The 17,530-nt window shown below is 59.5% G+C and carries 14 protein-coding genes and 3 pseudogenes; 10 read left to right on the top strand and 7 right to left on the bottom strand.

Translation table 11 applies throughout. The annotated features are described in order from the left end of the window. Window positions 1–92: 92 nt before the first annotated feature. Window positions 93–1,075, top strand: a pseudogene (locus tag JFT87_RS16880) (TerC family protein). Window positions 1,076–1,172: 97 nt separating this feature from the next. Here the strand turns inward: JFT87_RS16880 and JFT87_RS16875 are convergent. Next, window positions 1,173–2,273 carry a polyamine ABC transporter substrate-binding protein gene (locus JFT87_RS16875; RefSeq protein ID WP_201202996.1) on the bottom strand — a complete coding sequence of 367 codons (1,101 nt, stop codon included), beginning with the start codon at window positions 2,271–2,273 and terminating at the stop codon, window positions 1,173–1,175. A 358-nt stretch (window positions 2,274–2,631) separates the two neighbouring features. Next, the gene (locus JFT87_RS16870) at window positions 2,632–4,038 is read right to left on the bottom strand and encodes a purine-cytosine permease family protein (protein ID WP_201202993.1); all 1,407 of its coding nucleotides are present in this window, start codon (window positions 4,036–4,038) and stop codon (window positions 2,632–2,634) included. 322 nt (window positions 4,039–4,360) lie between these two features. On the opposite strand from JFT87_RS16870, the gene JFT87_RS16865 reads away from it, so the two are divergent. Further along, a complete protein-coding gene (locus JFT87_RS16865; protein WP_201202988.1) occupies window positions 4,361–4,846 on the top strand; it encodes a flavin reductase family protein in 486 nt (161 codons plus the stop codon). Between the two features lie 140 nt (window positions 4,847–4,986). Here the strand turns inward: JFT87_RS16865 and JFT87_RS28860 are convergent. Further along, a pseudogene (locus JFT87_RS28860) lies at window positions 4,987–5,583 on the bottom strand (methyl-accepting chemotaxis protein); the annotation flags it as partial. A gap of 261 nt (window positions 5,584–5,844) precedes the next feature. Next, window positions 5,845–6,777, bottom strand: a pseudogene (locus JFT87_RS28855) (HAMP domain-containing protein); the annotation flags it as partial. A gap of 359 nt (window positions 6,778–7,136) precedes the next feature. On the opposite strand from JFT87_RS28855, the gene JFT87_RS16855 reads away from it, so the two are divergent. After that, window positions 7,137–8,180 carry an LLM class flavin-dependent oxidoreductase gene (locus JFT87_RS16855; protein ID WP_201202986.1) on the top strand — a complete coding sequence of 348 codons (1,044 nt, stop codon included), beginning with the start codon at window positions 7,137–7,139 and terminating at the stop codon, window positions 8,178–8,180. Between the two features lie 74 nt (window positions 8,181–8,254). On the opposite strand, the gene JFT87_RS16850 is transcribed toward JFT87_RS16855, so the two are convergent. Both JFT87_RS16850 and JFT87_RS16845 read right to left on the bottom strand, forming a co-directional pair. After that, the gene (locus tag JFT87_RS16850) at window positions 8,255–8,602 is read right to left on the bottom strand and encodes a hypothetical protein (protein ID WP_201202985.1); all 348 of its coding nucleotides are present in this window, start codon (window positions 8,600–8,602) and stop codon (window positions 8,255–8,257) included. Window positions 8,603–8,619: 17 nt separating this feature from the next. Beyond that, a complete protein-coding gene (locus tag JFT87_RS16845; RefSeq protein WP_201202984.1) occupies window positions 8,620–9,069 on the bottom strand; it encodes a winged helix-turn-helix transcriptional regulator in 450 nt (149 codons plus the stop codon). A 193-nt stretch (window positions 9,070–9,262) separates the two neighbouring features. Here JFT87_RS16845 and JFT87_RS16840 point away from each other — a divergent pair, with 193 nt between their 5' ends. The 5 genes from JFT87_RS16840 (at window position 9,263) to argE (ending at window position 14,177) form a co-directional block, all read left to right on the top strand. Further along, window positions 9,263–10,081 carry an alpha/beta fold hydrolase gene (locus JFT87_RS16840; protein WP_201202983.1) on the top strand — a complete coding sequence of 273 codons (819 nt, stop codon included), beginning with the start codon at window positions 9,263–9,265 and terminating at the stop codon, window positions 10,079–10,081. Between the two features lie 342 nt (window positions 10,082–10,423). Next, window positions 10,424–11,734 carry a flavin-containing monooxygenase gene (locus JFT87_RS16835; protein ID WP_201202982.1) on the top strand — a complete coding sequence of 437 codons (1,311 nt, stop codon included), beginning with the start codon at window positions 10,424–10,426 and terminating at the stop codon, window positions 11,732–11,734. Between the two features lie 34 nt (window positions 11,735–11,768). After that, on the top strand, window positions 11,769–12,185 hold the full coding sequence (locus JFT87_RS16830) for a RidA family protein (protein ID WP_201202981.1): 417 nt from the start codon (window positions 11,769–11,771) through the stop codon (window positions 12,183–12,185). A gap of 166 nt (window positions 12,186–12,351) precedes the next feature. After that, a complete protein-coding gene (locus JFT87_RS16825) occupies window positions 12,352–13,029 on the top strand; it encodes a DUF1028 domain-containing protein (RefSeq protein WP_201202977.1) in 678 nt (225 codons plus the stop codon). Next, entirely contained in the window at window positions 13,026–14,177 is a 1,152-nt protein-coding gene (gene argE / locus JFT87_RS16820; protein ID WP_201202976.1) for an acetylornithine deacetylase, read from the top strand. Before JFT87_RS16825 ends, argE begins: the two co-directional genes overlap by 4 nt. A gap of 18 nt (window positions 14,178–14,195) precedes the next feature. On the opposite strand, the gene JFT87_RS16815 is transcribed toward argE, so the two are convergent. Next, a complete protein-coding gene (locus JFT87_RS16815) occupies window positions 14,196–15,107 on the bottom strand; it encodes a LysR family transcriptional regulator (RefSeq protein WP_201202975.1) in 912 nt (303 codons plus the stop codon). 263 nt (window positions 15,108–15,370) lie between these two features. On the opposite strand from JFT87_RS16815, the gene JFT87_RS16810 reads away from it, so the two are divergent. Further along, window positions 15,371–16,786, top strand: a complete 1,416-nt coding sequence (locus JFT87_RS16810) for a purine-cytosine permease family protein (protein WP_201205231.1) — start codon at window positions 15,371–15,373, stop codon at window positions 16,784–16,786. Window positions 16,787–16,883: 97 nt separating this feature from the next. Then, a complete protein-coding gene (locus JFT87_RS16805) occupies window positions 16,884–17,507 on the top strand; it encodes a glutathione S-transferase family protein (RefSeq protein ID WP_201202974.1) in 624 nt (207 codons plus the stop codon). The last annotated feature ends 23 nt before the right edge of the window (window positions 17,508–17,530 follow it).

Raw genomic sequence — 17,530 nt, 5'->3', positions numbered from 1 at the left:
TGCCGCAGAAATAAACGATTTTTCTTCCACGCAAACTCGTCGCTAGCATGAGCTCGACTGACCCCGAGCCCATAAAAGATCAGGAGCGTGCAATGTCAGCCCACGTCATCAATATCGGCGAACCCTGGATGTGGGGCGCCTTCATCGTCTTCGTTCTGGCCATGCTGGCATTGGATCTGTTTGTGTTCGGGGGCGCAAGGCGCATCGGGTGTCAGTGCGCGAAGCCTTGTCCTGGGTCATTGCCTGGTGCTTGCTGGCGTTGAGTTTCGCCGCCCTGCTCTGGTGGTACCTGAATGGCACGTTCGGCGCCGACATCGCCCGGCAGAAAACCCTGGAATTTCTCACCGGTTATCTGATCGAGCAATCACTGTCGATCGATAACATGTTCATCTTCGTGATGATCTTTGGCTACTTCGCCGTACCGCCGGAGTTGCAGCGACGGGTGCTGCTGTACGGCGTGCTCGGGGCGATCGTGATGCGCGCGGCGATGATTTTCGCCGGCGTGTGGCTGGTGTCGCAGTTCGAGTGGTTGCTGTATGCCTTCGGCGTGTTCCTGGTCATCACCGGAATCAAGATGCTGGTATTCGCCGAGCAACAACCGGACCTCGCCAACAACCCGTTGCTGCGCTGGGTGCGCGGGCACTTGCGCATTACCAGCGGCTTCCATGGCGAGCGGTTTTTCATCCTGCAAAACGGCGTACGCTGGGCGACGCCGATGTTTCTGGTGTTGGTGTTGATCGAGGCCAGTGACTTGATGTTTGCGGTCGACAGCATCCCGGCGATCTTCGCCGTGACCACTGACCCGTTCATCATCTTCACCTCGAACATCTTCGCGATCATGGGCCTGCGGGCGCTGTACTTCCTGCTGGCGGACATGGCTGAACGCTTTCACTTGCTCAAGTACGGCCTGGCGATTGTGCTGGTATTCATCGGCGGAAAAATGGTGGCGATGCCGTGGTTTCACCTGCCGGTGGAATGGTCATTGGCGGTGGTGGGTGGGGTCATCCTCGGCTCAGTCCTGCTCAGTCTGGTGACGAGCAAAAACAAAGCCCCCGGACAAAACTCAAACCTGTAGGAGCCGAGTTTGCTCGCGAAGAGGCCGGCACACCAAATATGAATATTGGATGTGCCGACGCTTTCGCGAGCAAGCTCGGCTCCTACAAAGGGCGGGGTTATTTATCGGATTTGATGCTGGTCCAGACGCGGGTGCGTACGCGTTCGAGTTTTTGCGGCAACGGCTGGACCACGTAGAGGGTTTTCAGGGCTTCTGGCGTTGGCGTCAGGTTCGGGTTGTCGGTGATCTCTTTGTTGATCAGCGCCATCGAATCCTTGTTCGGGTTCGGGTAGCCGACAAAATCGCTGACCGGCGCAATCACCTGCGGTTGCAGCAGGTAGTTGATGAAGGTGTAGGCGTCTTCCGGATTTTTCGCCCCTTTAGGAATCGCGAGCATGTCGAACCAGATCGGCGCGCCTTCTTTCGGCAAGCGCATGTCGACGACGACACCGTTCTTGGCTTCCTTGGCGCGGTTGGCGGCCTGGGAGAAGCTGCCGGAATAACCGACCGCGACACAGATGTCACCGTTGGCGATGTCGGCCATGTACTTGGACGAGTGGAAGTAGGTGATGTACGGACGGATCTTCATCAACAGCGCTTCAGCTTTGGCGTAGTCCGCCGGATTCTTGCTGTTCGGGTCCAGGCCGAGGTGTTGCAGGGCCAGCGGCAGGATCTCCGACGGCGAGTCGAGCAGGGCGACGCCGCACTGCTTGAGCTTGCTGATGTTTTCTTCCTTGAAGATCAGGTCCCAACTGTCGACCGGCGCATTGGCACCCAGCGCAGCCTTGACCTTGTCCGGGTTGAAGCCGATCAGGATGGTGCCGTACATGTACGGCACGGCGAATTTGTTGCCGGGGTCGTTGGCCTCGATCAGCTTCATCAGCTTGGGATCGAGGTGGTTCCAGTTCGCCAGCTTGCTGCGGTCCAGCGGCTGGAACACGCCGGCTTCGATCTGCTTGGCGAGGAACACGTTGGACGGCACCACCACGTCGTAGCCGGAGTTACCGGTTAGCAGCTTGGCTTCCAACGCTTCGTTGGTGTCGAAGATGTCCCAGGTCACTTTGATGCCGCTTTTTGCTGCGAAGTCCTTGGGTACGGCCGGCAGAATGTAGTCGGCCCAGTTATAAACCCGCAGTTCGCGTTGCTCGGCCTGGACGGCGCTGGCCAGCAGCGTCAGCCCACACACGGTGGCACCCAGAATGCGTTTCATCGTGACCATGGTTGTATCCCCAGAATGCGGCGTGAGTTCGATGGTTTTTATGTTCTGTACACGGCAGCGGCTGTAAAGGTAGCCGGGGTAAAAAGGTCCAGCGTCTAGTTGTGGCTTTGATTCTTGCCGACAGCGTAGACGGATCACAGTGGGGGATGGGCCAAAAGGGGATCGATGTGGCCAATATGAATGACCACCCGGATGCGTGAGCATCCCGCAAATCACTTGTGGCGAGGGGATTTATCCCCGATGGGCTGCGAAGCGCCCCCCGTTCAATCCTGGGGAGAAACGCATTCGCTGATTTGACGACTGCTTCGCAGCCGATCGGGGATAAATCCCCTCGCCACAGTTTTGGCTGCGGTGGGACTTAGTCTGTGTAGCCCAGTTTTGCCACCCTGCTCTGTTGAGCCTGGCCACGTGTCGCCAGGCAGTAATACAGCGGCACAGTAACCACCAGACCAACCAGCCAAGACAAGTCCGCACCATCGACCAGGTTGGCGTAAGGCCCGACATACAACGAGGTGTTGGCGAACGGCAACTGCACGATGATGCCGATGAAGTAGGCAACGATCGCGTGCAGATTGAAACGACCATAAATGCCACCGTCAGCCTGGAAGATCGAGGCAATGTCGTAGCAACCGCGCTTGATCAGGTAGAAATCGATCAGGTTGATCGACGCCCACGGCACCAGCACCAGCAACAGCGCCAGAATCAGCCCGATGAATTGGGAAATGAAATCCGCCGAAGCTCCAAGCGCCACCAAGCAGCAACCCGCCAACACCACGCTCGACAACACCACGCGCACTTTGATGCTCGGCGTCCATTGACTGGCAAAAGTCTGGATCGAGGTGATGATCGACAGCACCGCGCCGTACAGATTGAGCGCGTTGTGGCTGATGATATTGAGCAGAAACAGCACCATCAGAATCGGCCCCAACCACCCGGTCGACTGCTTGACCGCGACCATCGCCTCGGTGCCTTCCGGGGTCGCCAGCACCGCAACGGCGCCGAAGCTGAACGACAGAATCGTGCCCAGCGTCGCCCCGAGATACGTGGCCCAGAACGGCTTGGCGATGCCGATATCCGCCGGCAAGTAGCGCGAATAGTCAGAAACGTACGGCGAGAAGCTGATCTGCCAGATGATCCCCAGCGACACCGTCGCCAACCAGCCCGACAGATTGAAGCTGCCGCGCGTGAGGAAGTCCGCCGGCAAGTCATGGCTGAAGATATAGATGAACCCGGCCAGCAACGCGCTGCCCATCACCCAGGTGCCGATGCGGTTCAGCGTGTGAATGAAGTTGTAGCCGATCACACCAATCGCGGTGGCTGCCAACGCACCGACCAGAATGCTCAGCGGCGCCGGCACTGACGGCGCGATGCCGACAATGGACTTACCGGCAAGCACAATGTTGGAAATGAAGAAACCGATGTAGATAAGCGCCGCGAAGAACACGATCAGCAGCGCACCATAACGGCCGAACTGACCGCGACTCTGGACCATTTGCGGAATGCCCATGCGCGGACCTTGCGCCGAGGCCAGCGCAATCACCACGCCGCCGATCATGTGCCCCAGCGCAATCGCCAGCAGCCCCCAGAACAAATCGAGATGGAACACCTGAACCACCATGGCGCCGGTGACGATGGGCAGCGGCGCGATATTGCCGCCGAACCAGAGGGTGAACAAGTCCCGGACCTTTCCATGGCGTTCCGCGAGTGGGACGTAGTCGACCGTGTGATTCTCGATCAACGGATCTTGCCGGGACATCTGGGACATATGCATGAACTCGAGTTTGTCTGTTCTTATCGTTGTATGAAGCCAAACCGGGGGACTCTCTGGCCGCCCCTCAGATGCCAGCCATATTATGGTATTCCAAAATTTGCACAAGACTGATCCGCTGATTTGCACGCTATCTGAACCGCTATCCTCGCTGAACCTACCCTCTTCTGACTAGACAAAAGCCCCGTAAACATTGCGTTTCTCACGAAAGTGGCACGTTTATCGGTTCACCTAAAAAGCCCTTGCAAACGATGTATTACGGTATACCATCAGACCAACAAGCATAATAACCCGCCGTACACCGCCCGAGGACCGTCCAATGATCGATACCGCCATCTACAAACAAGTCATGGGTTCGTTCCCGTCCGGCGTGACTGTGATCACCACGCTGGATGACGACGGGCAAATCGTTGGCCTCACCGCCAGCGCGTTCAGCTCGCTGTCCATGGACCCGGCCCTGGTGTTGTTCTGCCCCAACTACAGTTCCGATTCCTATCCGATCCTGATCAAGAACAAACGCTTTGCCATCCATGTGCTTTCCGGTGGCCAGCAAAACGAAGCCTATGCCTTTGCCCGTAAAGGCAAGGACAAGGCGCAAGGCATCGAGTGGACCTTGAGTGAACTGGGCAACCCGCTGCTGAGCAATGCCACGGCGATTATCGAATGCGAGTTGTGGCGCGAATACGAAGGTGGCGATCACGCGATTATGGTTGGCGCGGTGAAGAACCTGATCGTGCCGCAACGCACCACCGGCCCACTGGTTTACTGCCACGGCAAAATGGGCGCCCTGCCCGTTGTGGCCTGATCCCCCAATCAACACATAGCCCATGTGGGAGCGAGCCTGCTCGCGAAGCGGTTGCGTCAGACAACAATGTGTTGAATGACACAGCGCCTTCGCGAGCAGGCTCGCTCCCACAGGTTTTTAGGGTGTTTGGGCTGGCGGGGTCAGGTACGGAACCGGCTCACCAGCTGATTCAACGTCTGTGACAACCCGGCCAGGCTCTGGGAATCCAGCCGCGCCGAGTTCGCCAGTTCCGCCACCAATTGCGCATCGCCATGAATCTGGCTGATGTGCCGATTGATGTCCTCAGCCACCTGATGCTGTTCTTCCGCCGCCGTCGCAATCTGCGTGTTCATATCGCGAATCACGTCCACCGACTCACGAATCTGCCCGAAGCTGCTGCGCGCTTCACCAATGCGGGTGACCGACTGCTGCGACACTTCCAGGCTCGCATGCATCTGCTGTGTCACCTGGCTGGTGCGCTTGGCGAGGTTGCCGAGCAACCCGTCAATTTCCGCTGTCGAGTCGGCCGTGCGTTTAGCCAGGGCGCGAACTTCATCCGCCACCACCGCAAACCCACGACCCTGCTCACCGGCCCGTGCCGCTTCAATCGCAGCGTTCAGCGCCAGCAGGTTGGTCTGTTCGGCAATCGAACGGATGGTCCCGAGAATCGACTGAATGTCGTTGCTGTCGCGTTCCAGCTGCTGCATCGACTGGGCTGACTGTTCGATTTCCTGGCTCAAGCGATCAACGCTGGTCACTGCGGCATCGATCTGCTGCTGACCTTCCCGGGCCTGACGCTGGCCACTGTCGGCCGACTCGGCGGCCTGGCTGCACGAACGGGCGACTTCGTTGGCGGTAGCGACCATTTCGTGGAACGCCGTGGACACCATGTCCACCGCTTCACGCTGGCGTGAAGCAACTTCGGCCATTTCCGCCGAGACTTCAGTGGCGTTGCCTGAGCTGCTGTGAATCTGTCCGGCCGCCTGACCGATGCGCTGAATCAACGTGCGAATGGCTTCGAGAAACTGATTGAACCAGCCGGCCAACTGCGCCGTTTCGTCCTGCCCGCGCACGTCAAGTCGCGCCGTCAGATCACCTTCACCTTGCGCGATGCCTTCCAGTCCGCTGGCCACCCCGCGAATCGGCTTGACCATCAACCCGGCAAACCACGCCCCGGCCACAGCGAACAGCAGCGCGCAAGCGACCGCAATAGCGGCGATGATCCAAGTCAGACGTGTCGCCCCGGCCATGACTTCGCTGGCCTTGACCACACCGACAAAGCGCCAGCCCAACGCCTCTGACGGCCAGACCAACGCCATGTAACGCTCGCCGGCCAGTTCCACTTCCACAAGACCTTTGCCCGCCTCGGCCAGTTGTTTGTAGCCGTCGCCCAAAGCGTCAAGTTGCTTGAAGTTGTGCGCCGGATCACTTGGGTCGACGAGCACCGTATTGTCAGCTTCCATCAGCATCAGATAACCGCTGTCGCCGAGGCGAATCTGCTTGACCAGATCGGTCAATTGCTTGAGCGACACATCGATATTCACCACCCCGGCGTTGCTGCCCAATTGGTTATTGAAGCTGCGCACCGTGCTGACCAGCACCACATCATCAGCCGCCCAGTAATAAGCATCAGTGCGCAGGGTCTTGCCGGGATTGGCCATCGCGGTTTTGTACCAGGGCCGCGTGCGCGGGTCGTAATTAGCCAGCTTCGGATCGCCCGGCCAGAACAGATACCCGCCCTGCTCCGTGCCCAGCGACAGATAGGTGTACGCCGGATGCGCCTTGGCCAGCCCGGCAAACAGCTGGAACAGTTGTGGGTCCTGCGGCCCCATCGGCACTTGCGCCGCATCACTGCTCAGATAACGTTTGAGGCTGGCGTCGATGCCCTGCAATTGCGGATGCTCGGCCAGATACGCGACGTTCTGGCTGATGCCCTCGAAGAACAGCTGCATGGCGTTTTCGACCTGGCGTACTTCTCTCCCGGTGCTGTCGATAAAGTTGTCCCGCGCGCCATCCCGTACATTGAGGATGATCAACACAGCCACCAGCAACACCGGCAGGCTGGCGATCACCGCGAACGCCAGGGTCAATTTTTGTTTGATGTTCATCTACTGCGCCTTCCTTGTTCGAAGTGTCGGTCAGAAATATTTTGCGGATATTCCGTATTATGGTATACCAATATTCAATCAACCGACCAGCCGTCCTTGAAGGCGTGCTTGAATGGTGAGAAGACTTGCGAGCGTTCAGCGCTCATGCCAGTGACACAGGCCCGCAAACGACCGGCCATCAACAAAAGATCCGAGGTAGCGTCATGAAATTTTCCCTGTTCGTACACATGGAACGCTGGGACGAAAGCGTCAGCCACCGCCAACTGTTCGAAGACTTGACCGAACTGACCCTGATGGCCGAGGCCGGCGGTTTCAGCACCGTGTGGATCGGCGAACACCACGCCATGGAATACACCATCTCGCCGAGCCCGATGCCGCTGCTGGCCTACCTCGCGGCGAAAACCACGACCATTCACCTCGGCGCTGGCACCATCATCGCGCCGTTCTGGCACCCGATCCGGGTCGCTGGCGAATGCGCGCTGCTGGACGTGATCAGCAACGGCCGCATGGAAGTCGGCCTGGCCCGCGGCGCTTACCAGGTTGAATTTGATCGTATGGCCGGCGGCATGCCTGCTTCGTCCGGTGGCCAGGCGCTGCGGGAGATGGTCCCGGTGATTCGCGCCCTGTGGCAAGGTGATTACGCCCACGATGGCGATATCTGGAAATTTCCCACTTCGACCAGCGTGCCCAAGCCCATCCAGAAGCCCAACCCGCCAATGTGGATCGCCGCCCGCGACCCGGACTCGCACAACTTCGCGGTGGCCAACGGCTGCAACGTCATGGTCACGCCGCTGATGAAAGGCGACGAAGAAGTTCTCGACCTGAAGAACAAATTCCAGGCTGCGCTGGACAACAATCCAGACGTGCCACGCCCGCAACTGATGGTGCTGCGCCACACCCACGTACACGCGGCGGATGATCCTGAAGGCTGGAAAGTCGGGGCCAAGGCGATCTCGAAGTTCTATCGCACCTTCGACGCCTGGTTCGGCAACAAGGAAGTGCCGGTCAACGGTTTCCTGGCACCAAGCCCGGAAGAGAAATTCGCCGCTCGCCCTGAGTTCGAACTGGAGAGCCTGCACAAAACGGCGATGATCGGCACCGCCGAAGAAATCATTCCGCGCATCAAGTACTACCAGGAACTGGGGGTCGACGAGTTCAGCTTCTGGTGCGATAACAGCTTGCCCCATGCCGAGAAGAAAAAATCGCTGGAGCTGTTTATCAAACAAGTGGTGCCGGCGTTTCGCTGAGTGATCTGCTGAACAAAGCTGCCCAATGAAAACGCCCCGATTGATTCGGGGCGTTTTCATTGGCCCTGGCACCCCTATTCCCAGGGAAATTCAGGGCGGATTTCGCAAGCCATTCCAACAGCCTGAAGATTATTTCGAACCTTTGAAACCGCTTCCGCCTGACCGACCATCAGCAGCACAAAGTCCTGTTGAAGTAGCGTTCTTGCCGCTAAAAAGTTACCACCGGTCGCTGCAGCTACCGCTCTGACATGCGCCTGAACTCGGTAGTCCCCGCGACAGCGCACCTCATACTGGGTCTCATCCATTTCCATAGGCGAAAAATGGCTGGTCACCACCGATGCGCCACACTGGACACACTGTACGCCCTGAGTGTGGCCAGCCTTAAAAGCAATCAACGCTCCTGCGCAATGCTCGCACTTCATAAGACATATCCTTTGACTCAACACCCAACAGCCAACTTGGTAGCGACGTCTTCCGGTGCAAGCACACGACCATCGGCTGCCACCAATTCCAGCTTGCGAATCGGCTGGCGATTCTGCGCATCAACCATCACCGAACCCGTCTCACCCGCCTCGTACATGAACTCCCCGCCCCACTGCGACAGCGCAACGATCACCGTTTGCAGGGCTTTCCCCCGTTCTGTGAGCACGTATTCCTTGTAGGCGCCGCCATCCGCCGCCGGGACGGTTTGCATGATCCCCTGCTCCACCAGCGCCTTGAGTCGGGCGCTGAGCATGTTCTTGGCGATATCCAGGTTCTTCTGAAAATCACTGAATCGCCGAATGCCGTCCAGTGCATCACGGATGATCAGTAGCGACCACCAGTCGCCGATCAGGTCGAGTGTCCGGGCGACCGGGCAGGCGGCGCCTTGCAGGCTTTTGCGCTTCACGTGAACGTACTCCATCAAATCAATGGTCAGCCTGACGGCTCAGGGTTGCATCATACAACTCTGTCACGGGTTGGCGATCTTGCGCGGGTCAAACCTGACCCAGCACTTGCATACAAGTAGTGGAACGACTTTGCGCCGATAGTGAATGGAGCCATTTCGGCTTCACGAGCGATCCCTGACGCAAGGAGTTTGCATGAGCACGTTCTTCACTCAAGACGGCATCGAAATCTATTACAAGGATTGGGGCAGCGGTAAGCCCGTACTGTTCAGCCACGGCTGGCCGCTGGATGCCGACATGTGGGAATACCAGATGGAATACCTGAGCAGTCGCGGTTACCGCACCATCGCCTTCGACCGTCGTGGTTTCGGTCGTTCCGAGCAACCGTGGAACGGCTATGACTACGACACCTTCGCCGACGACATCGCGCAACTGATCAATCATCTGGACCTGCGTGAAGTGACACTGGTGGGCTTCTCCATGGGCGGCGGCGACGTCAGCCGCTACATCGCCCGGCATGGCAGCGAGCGCGTGGCCGGGCTGGTCTTGCTGGGCGCGGTGACACCGTTGTTCGGCAAGAAGGTCGACTTCCCGCAAGGCGTCGACAAGTCGGTGTTCGACGGGATCAAGGCCGGTCTGCTGAAGGATCGCGCGCAGTTCATCGCCGATTTCGCCGCGCCGTTTTACGGCACCAACCAGGGCCAGACCGTTTCTGCCGGCGTGCTCACCCAAACCCTCAACGTCGCGCTGCTGGCGTCGCTTAAAGGCACCGTGGATTGCGTGACGGCGTTCTCGGAAACCGACTTCCGTCCGGACCTGGCCAAGATCGACGTGCCGACCCTGGTGATCCATGGCGACGGCGACCAGATCGTGCCGTTTGAAACCACCGGCAAGCAGGCGGCGGCGCAGATCAAGGGTGCCGAGCTGAAGGTTTATGCAGGCGCACCGCATGGGTTTGCGGTGACGCATGCACAAGAACTGAATGAAGACCTGTTGGCGTTCCTCAACCGATAAACCCTTCCAAGGTTCCCGCTACCCTTGTGGCGAGGGGATTTATCCCCGTTGGACTGCGCAGCAGTCCCAGAAAGAATGGGCCTGCTTCGCAGTCCAACGGGGATAAATCCCCTCGCCACGATAATCACTCAGACATTGCTTTTTTGTACGCAACCTTCGTTGTTGATCTTCGAGGAAAGCCCCGTATTTAAGGGCTTTCAGCCCTCTGCATCAGAATTTTATCTTCACATCCCAGCTTAATAATATTTTACCGATACCCCCCTCCTCCCTAGTCTGAACGCAAGCAAAACGGACAAGCCAACAGCGCCCGAATCCAACTGCCTTGCTAGGAAGGATGTAGAGATGACCACAGAAACAATAAAAACAGACACCTTGATTGTCGGCGCCGGTCAGGCTGGCGTGGCCATGAGTGAGCACTTGAGCGAACTCGGAGTGCCGCACCTGGTGCTCGAGCGTAACCGCATTGCCGAGCGCTGGCGCACCGGGCGCTGGGATTCGTTGGTGGCCAATGGTCCGGCCTGGCACGACCGGTTTCCGGGCCTTGAGTTCGACGACGTCAGCCCTGACGGCTTTGCCCCGAAAGAGCGAGTGGCCGACTATTTCGAAGCCTATGCCAAGAAGTTCAAGGCGCCGATTCAAACGGGCGTCGACGTGCTGAAAGTCGAGCGCAATATCGGTCGTCCGGGCTTCACCATTGAAACCTCTAGGGGTGTGATCGAAGCCAGCCGCGTGGTGGCCGCGACCGGGCCTTTCCAGCGTCCAGTCATTCCGCCGATTGCGCCGAAAGACGCGCCATTCACCCAGATCCACTCCGCCGAGTACCGCAATCCGCAGCAGTTGCCTGAAGGCGCTGTGCTGGTGGTGGGCGCCGGGTCGTCGGGGGTACAGATCGCCGATGAACTGCAGCGTTCTGGCAAAAAGGTTTATCTCTCGGTCGGCGCCCATGACCGCCCTCCTCGCGCCTATCGCAACCGTGATTTTTGCTGGTGGCTGGGCGTGCTCGGTGAGTGGGATCAAGCGGCCATGAAACCCGGCCGGGAACACGTGACCATCGCGGTCAGCGGTGCGCACGGCGGTCGTACGGTGGACTTCCGTGGCCTGGCCCATCGCGGCATGACGCTGGTCGGCCTGACTCAATCGTTCAACGGTTCCGTGGCCACCTTCCAACCGAACCTGGCCGACAACCTGGCACGCGGCGATGAAAACTATCTGGCGCTGCTCAATGCTGCGGACGCCTACATCGAGCGCAATGGCCTGGACCTGCCGCAAGAGCCTGAAGCCCGCATCACCTTCCCGGATCCGGACTGCGTGACGAACCCGATTCTGGAACTCGACCTGGCCCAGGCCGGCGTGACCTCGATCATCTGGGCCACCGGTTTCGCCACGGATTACAGCTGGCTGAAGGTTGATGCCTTCGACGAAAACGGCAAACCAAAACATCAGCGCGGCGTTTCGAGCGAGCCAGGCGTGTATTTCCTTGGTCTGCCATGGCAGTCGCGGCGCGGTTCTTCGTTTATCTGGGGTGTTTGGCACGACGCCAAGTACGTGGCTGATCACATCGGCATCCAGCGTTCGTACCTCGACTACCGCGATGCAGAGCAACGCGAAGCGCAAGCCGCCCCGCTCGCCCATAAAACCACGGTCAGCGCTTAAGCGCGCCACGTCGAATTCTTTTCAGGAGCTGCAAATGTCCACGCCAACCCACACCCGTATTCGCATGTTCAACACCAAAGAAACCTACCCGAACCAGAGCCTGGACAATGACCTGTGCCAAGCGGTCCGGGCGGGCAATACCGTTTATGTTCGTGGTCAGGTCGGGACCGATTTCGAGGGCAAACTGGTCGGCCTCGGTGACCCACGGGCGCAAACCGAGCAAGCCATGCGCAACGTTAAACAGTTGCTGGAAGAGGCTGGCAGCGACCTTAGCCACATCGTGAAAACCACCACTTACCTGATCGATCCGCGTTACCGCGAGCCGGTTTATCAGGAAGTGGGCAAGTGGTTGAAAGGCGTGTTTCCGATTTCGACCGGGTTGGTGGTGTCGGCGTTGGGGCAACCGCAGTGGTTGATGGAGATTGATGTGATTGCGGTGATTCCTGAGTAAACACCGGTAGACCGCGTCGCGGCATTCGCGAGCAAGCCCGCTCCCACACTAGATCTCCAGTGGGCACAGATTTATGTACGACGAAGATCAAATGTGGGAGCGGGCTTGCTCGCGAAGGCGCCCGCACAGACGACCATTTCGCCAAGGCAAAACAAGGAGCAAAACCATGACCTTCTCCATCGCCGCCCGCTGCCCCGAAACCGGTCAGCTCGGCATCGCCATCAGTTCCTCCAGCATCGCCGTCGGCGCCCGCTGCCCGTGGCTGCTGCCCGGCGTTGGCGCCGTTTCCACTCAAAACATCACCCTGCCATCCCTCGGCCCGGAAACCCTCGCCCTTATTGAGCAAGGCCTCACGCCTGCCGAGGCGCTGGACAAAGTCCTGACCCGCAACGGCTACAGCCAATATCGCCAGATCACCGCCATTGACCACCTCGGTCGCACCGCGCACTTCAGCGGCGCGCAAACCCTCGGCAACCACAACGCGGTCTGCGGCGAGCAATGCGTCGCAGCCGGCAACATGTTGGCGGATCGTTCTGTTGTAGAGGCGATGGTCCGGGCATTCGAACAGGGCGAAGGTCAACTGGCCGATCGCTTGCTGGCGGCAATGCAAGCCGCCATCGTGGCGGGCGGCGAAGCCGGGCCGGTGCATTCGGCGGCGATGGTGGTGGTCGGCGAACTGACCTGGCCAATCATCAACCTGCGCGTCGATTGGGCCGATGAAGACCCAATCGGCCAATTGGAACATTTGTGGGACGCCTATCGCCCACAAGTTCAGGACTACATCGACCGCGCCCTCGCCCCGGACAAATCCCCTGGTTACGGCGTCGCCGGAGACGACCGATGAGCCACAGTCGCGATTTGCTGAAAACGCTGGTGGCGTTCGACACCACCAGCCGCGAATCCAACCTGCACCTCATCGAGTTTGTCCGGGACTACCTCGCCAGCTTCGATGTGCCGTGCGAACTGGTCTACAACGAGCCACGCAGCAAGGCTAATCTGTTCGCGACCATTGGCCCGGCGGATCGACCGGGCATCGTGCTGTCGGGGCACACCGACGTGGTGCCCGTCGATGGCCAACCGTGGACCGTACCGCCATTCGAACTCACCGAGCGCGACGGCAAGCTATACGGGCGCGGCGCAGCGGATATGAAAGGCTACATCGCTTGCGTACTCGCCCTGGTGCCATCGTTGGTGCAGGCCTCGCTGCGGCAGCCGGTGCACATCGCGCTGTCGTACGATGAAGAAATCGGCTGCCTCGGCGTCCGCTCATTGCTCAAAGTGCTGGAGCAGCGCCCGGTCAAACCGATGCTCTGCATCATTGGCGAGCCGACCGAGCTCAAACCGGTGCTCGGCCATAAAGGCAAACTGGCGATGCGCTGCGACATTCATGGTGAAGCCTGCCATTCGGCGTATGCGCCGCTCGGGGTTAATGCCATCGAATACGCCGCCGAACTGATCGGTGAGCTCGGGCGCATCGGCCAACGACTCAAAGCCCCCGAGCTTCACGACGCACGCTTCGATCCGCCGTTCAGCACGGTGCAAACCGGAGTGATTTCTGGCGGCAAAGCCTTGAACATCGTTCCCGCCGATTGCCGTTTCGACTTTGAAGTCCGCGCCCTGCCCTCATACGACCCAAGCGATGTCGCGCAGGAGCTGAAAGCCTACGCCGAGCAACACGTCTTGCCGCGTATGCGTGCCGTGAGTGATCAGAGTGAAATCCGCTTCAGCGAGTTGTCGGCGTACCCCGGTTTGGCCACCGATGCGCACAGCGAAGCCGCTGAGTTGATCGCTGCGTTTTCGGGCTCTCGGGAGTTCGGCACAGTGGCGTTCGGCACCGAGGGTGGCCTGTTTGACGCGGCAGGGATTCCAACAGTAGTTTGCGGTCCAGGCAGCATGGATCAAGGCCACAAACCGGACGAGTTTGTCAGCCTCGATCAGTTGCACGCTTGCGATGAGATGCTTCAGCGCATGCTGGCATTTATCCGCGGTTGAAACCCGGCTCGACTGCGCTCACGCGTACAGTCGGGCCAGTTCTTCCTGGCAATAATCGACGAACAACTGCACCGGTTTGGTCAGCTGCGACCTTTTCAACCATGCCGCCGATAACCCGGAACCGGTCACGGTTTGCGCCAGCGGTACGCACACCACTTTTTGCCCGTCATAGGTGTAGGGCGAAAACGGCTTGGTCACCAGGATCGAAAAGCCAAAACCGCGCCCGACCATCCCGCGCACCATCTCGATTGAAGGCGAGCTGAACACGATGTGCGGCGTCAGCCCGCGCTCTTCGAAGATACTGACGAAGTAGGTCCGGCTCGGCACCACGTCGAGCAAAATCATTGGCTCCAGCACCAGGTCGTCCAGCGACACTTTTGCCTGTTGCGCAAAACGGTGATCGGCCGGCAGCAACGCGTAAGGCTGCTGCGGCGGCATCAGCGCAACGGTCTCAATCGTGCTGTCCAGATCGTGTTCAAACAGCATCGCCACATCGATGCTGCCGGCAGTCAGTGCATGCACCAACTCCTGCTGCTCGCCGTCGCGAATACGGATTTCCACGCCGGGCCAGCGTTCTTTGAAACCGGCGATCAGGCGCGGCAGGTACAGCGGCGCCACCGTTTCGAAACAGCCGATATCGATCTGCCCGGCCACCACGTCGTTGTCCGCCAACGCGTTCTGCTCAAACTCGTGCGCGACCCGCAGCAACTCCAGCGCCTTGCGGTAAAACCGCGACCCGCTGGGCGTCAGCGAAACACCCTGGGCGTGATGCCGGATAAACAGCTGCACGCCGAAGCTTTCTTCCAGGTGTTTGATCGCCGTGGACACCGACGGCTGGGCGATATAGAGCTTGCGCGAGGCCTCGGCGACGCTGCCGCACTCGGCGGTGGTGACGAAATAGTTAAGCTGACGCAGGTTGTAGGCAGCCATGCGGACCTCCAGAAAAATTAAAAGATCGCAGCCTTCGGCAGCTCCTACAGTGAGCACCCTGTGTAACTCCTGACAGGAGAGAGGCCTGAACATACCGGAGCTGCGTGCCACCCGGAGCATATTTTTTTTAAGGTCTGTAGCAACAAACTTACTAATTTATCTATCCCGAGCCTTTGCACATGATCACTTCAACAAGAAATGCGCCGTCCGTGCCGGCGCTCACCGAAGTACGTCCACGTACTCATATTGCCTTGGAGTTCGTCATGGTCACCTCCGCAACAACCTCCGCCCCGCTGATCGAGAAGCACACGATTGGCTACGTCCCACCGCAAGATCGCCATGGAAAGGTCCGGGACTTGTTCACCCTCTGGTTCGGCGGCAATATCGCGCCGCTGCCCATCGTCACCGGCGCCCTCGGCGTGCAACTGTTTCACCTGAACCTGGTGTGGGGCATCGTCGCCATTCTGGTCGGGCATCTGGTCGGCGGCGTGCTGATGGCGCTGCACTCGGCGCAAGGCCCGCAAATGGGCATTCCGCAGATGATCCAGAGCCGCGCCCAGTTCGGCTCCCTCGGCGCACTGCTGGTGGTGCTGATCGCCGGCATCATGTACATCGGCTTCTTCGCCTCCAACATCGTCCTCGCCGGCAAGTCCCTGCACGGCGTGGTCGACAGCGTGCCGGTGCCGGTGGGTATCGTCATCGGCGCCCTCGGCTCGGGCATCATCGGCATCATCGGCTACCGCTTCATCCACGTGCTCAACCGCATCGGCACCTGGGTGCTCGGCGCCGGCATCGTGCTCGGCTTCGGCTACATCTTCACCCACGTGCAGACTGCCGACTTCCTCACCCGCGGCAGCTTCAACATCTCAGGCTGGCTGGCCACCGTGTCCCTGGCCGCACTTTGGCAGATCGCCTTCGCACCGTACGTCTCCGACTACTCGCGCTACCTGCCGGCCAATGTGCCCGTGGCCTCGACCTTCTGGACCACGTATCTGGGCACCGTGCTCGGCTCCAGCCTGTCGTTCATCTTCGGCGCCGTCGCGGTCCTCGCCACGCCCGTCGGCATGGACACCATGGACGCGGTCAAACTCGCCACCGGCTCCATCGGCCCGTTGATGCTGTTGCTGTTCCTGCTCAGCGTCATCAGCCACAACGCCCTCAACCTCTACGGTGCCGTGCTGTCACTGATCACCCTGGTGCAGACCTTCGCCTACCGCTGGATCCCTACGGCAAAAAGCCGCGCCGTGATCTCGATCATCGTCCTGGGCGCTTGCTGCTTCGCCGCCGTCGGCGCCTCCGCCAACTTCATCGGCCACTTCGTCGACATGGTGCTGGTGCTACTCGTGGTGCTGGTGCCATGGACCGCGATCAACCTGATCGACTTCTATGCGATTCATAAAGGTCAGTACGACATCGATTCGATCTTCCACGTCGATGGCGGGATTTATGGCCGCTACAACCCGCAGGCGCTGCTGGCCTATGCGATCGGGATCGTGGTGCAAATTCCGTTCATGAACACGCCGCTGTACGTCGGGCCGATCTCGGCGCACATCGATGGCGCGGATTTGTCCTGGGTGGTCGGGTTGCTGATTACGACGCCGTTGTACTGGTGGCTGGCGAGTCGGGACACCTCCTACCGTCGGCGGATGATGGGCGGGAAGCTGGCGAGCGGCCTGTGATTTGATTCGATGAAAAAGAAGGCCCGCCACGCGCGGGTCTTCTTCGTTTCGGTGTGGTATTTCTTCACGTCCGACGACTAGAGGGAAGGCGAATCCAATGCTGCGAATACTCGGTAAGGCTTCATCGATCAACGTGCGCAAAGTGCTGTGGACCTGCGCTGAACTGCAGATTCCCTTTGAGCGTGAAGACTGGGGCTCGGGGTTCCGGTCGACGCAGACTGCGGAGTTTCTCGCGCTGAATCCATGCGCCATGGTGCCGGTGATCCAGGACGGGGATTTCACGCTGTGGGAGTCCAACACGATCATCCGTTATCTGGCGGCGCGCTATGACGGCGCGCAACTGTATCCGGTTGAGCCAATGGCCCGGGCGCGGGTAGACCAATGGATTGACTGGCAGGCGTCGGAGCTGAATCGCTCGTGGTCATATCCGCTGATGTCGCTGGTGCGCCAGTCGCCGGATTATCAGGACAGCGCTGCGTTGGCCAACGGTATCGAGCAATGGTCGCAGAACATGGCGATCCTCGATCGGCAGCTGGCCTCGACCGGTGCTTACGTCAGTGGCAACGAGTTCTCACTGGCGGACATCCCGATCGGGTTGTCGGTAAACCGCTGGTTCGAAACGCCGCTTGAACATCCGCACTTGCCGGCCGTCACTGCCTACTACGATCGCTTGAACCAACGCGAAGGCTATCGACTGTACGGCCGAAACGGCACGCCATGAAGCAAAAACCTCTGATCCCGAAA

The organism is Pseudomonas sp. TH15 (genome assembly GCF_016651105.1).
Classification (GTDB): Bacteria; Pseudomonadota; Gammaproteobacteria; order Pseudomonadales; family Pseudomonadaceae; genus Aquipseudomonas.
Note: the sequence above shows the minus strand (reverse complement) of the source record. Positions and strands in the feature narration are given on the sequence as shown.

Coding starts and splice junctions, on each gene's coding strand:
- JFT87_RS16875 (WP_201202996.1), bottom strand. CDS start 2,273: ATGGTCACGATGAAACGCATTCTGGGTGCCACCGTGTGTGGGCTGACG.
- JFT87_RS16870 (WP_201202993.1), bottom strand. CDS start 4,038: ATGTCCCAGATGTCCCGGCAAGATCCGTTGATCGAGAATCACACGGTC.
- JFT87_RS16865 (WP_201202988.1), top strand. CDS start 4,361: ATGATCGATACCGCCATCTACAAACAAGTCATGGGTTCGTTCCCGTCC.
- JFT87_RS16855 (WP_201202986.1), top strand. CDS start 7,137: ATGAAATTTTCCCTGTTCGTACACATGGAACGCTGGGACGAAAGCGTC.
- JFT87_RS16850 (WP_201202985.1), bottom strand. CDS start 8,602: ATGAAGTGCGAGCATTGCGCAGGAGCGTTGATTGCTTTTAAGGCTGGC.
- JFT87_RS16840 (WP_201202983.1), top strand. CDS start 9,263: ATGAGCACGTTCTTCACTCAAGACGGCATCGAAATCTATTACAAGGAT.
- JFT87_RS16835 (WP_201202982.1), top strand. CDS start 10,424: ATGACCACAGAAACAATAAAAACAGACACCTTGATTGTCGGCGCCGGT.
- JFT87_RS16830 (WP_201202981.1), top strand. CDS start 11,769: ATGTCCACGCCAACCCACACCCGTATTCGCATGTTCAACACCAAAGAA.
- JFT87_RS16825 (WP_201202977.1), top strand. CDS start 12,352: ATGACCTTCTCCATCGCCGCCCGCTGCCCCGAAACCGGTCAGCTCGGC.
- argE (WP_201202976.1), top strand. CDS start 13,026: ATGAGCCACAGTCGCGATTTGCTGAAAACGCTGGTGGCGTTCGACACC.
- JFT87_RS16815 (WP_201202975.1), bottom strand. CDS start 15,107: ATGGCTGCCTACAACCTGCGTCAGCTTAACTATTTCGTCACCACCGCC.
- JFT87_RS16810 (WP_201205231.1), top strand. CDS start 15,371: ATGGTCACCTCCGCAACAACCTCCGCCCCGCTGATCGAGAAGCACACG.
- JFT87_RS16805 (WP_201202974.1), top strand. CDS start 16,884: ATGCTGCGAATACTCGGTAAGGCTTCATCGATCAACGTGCGCAAAGTG.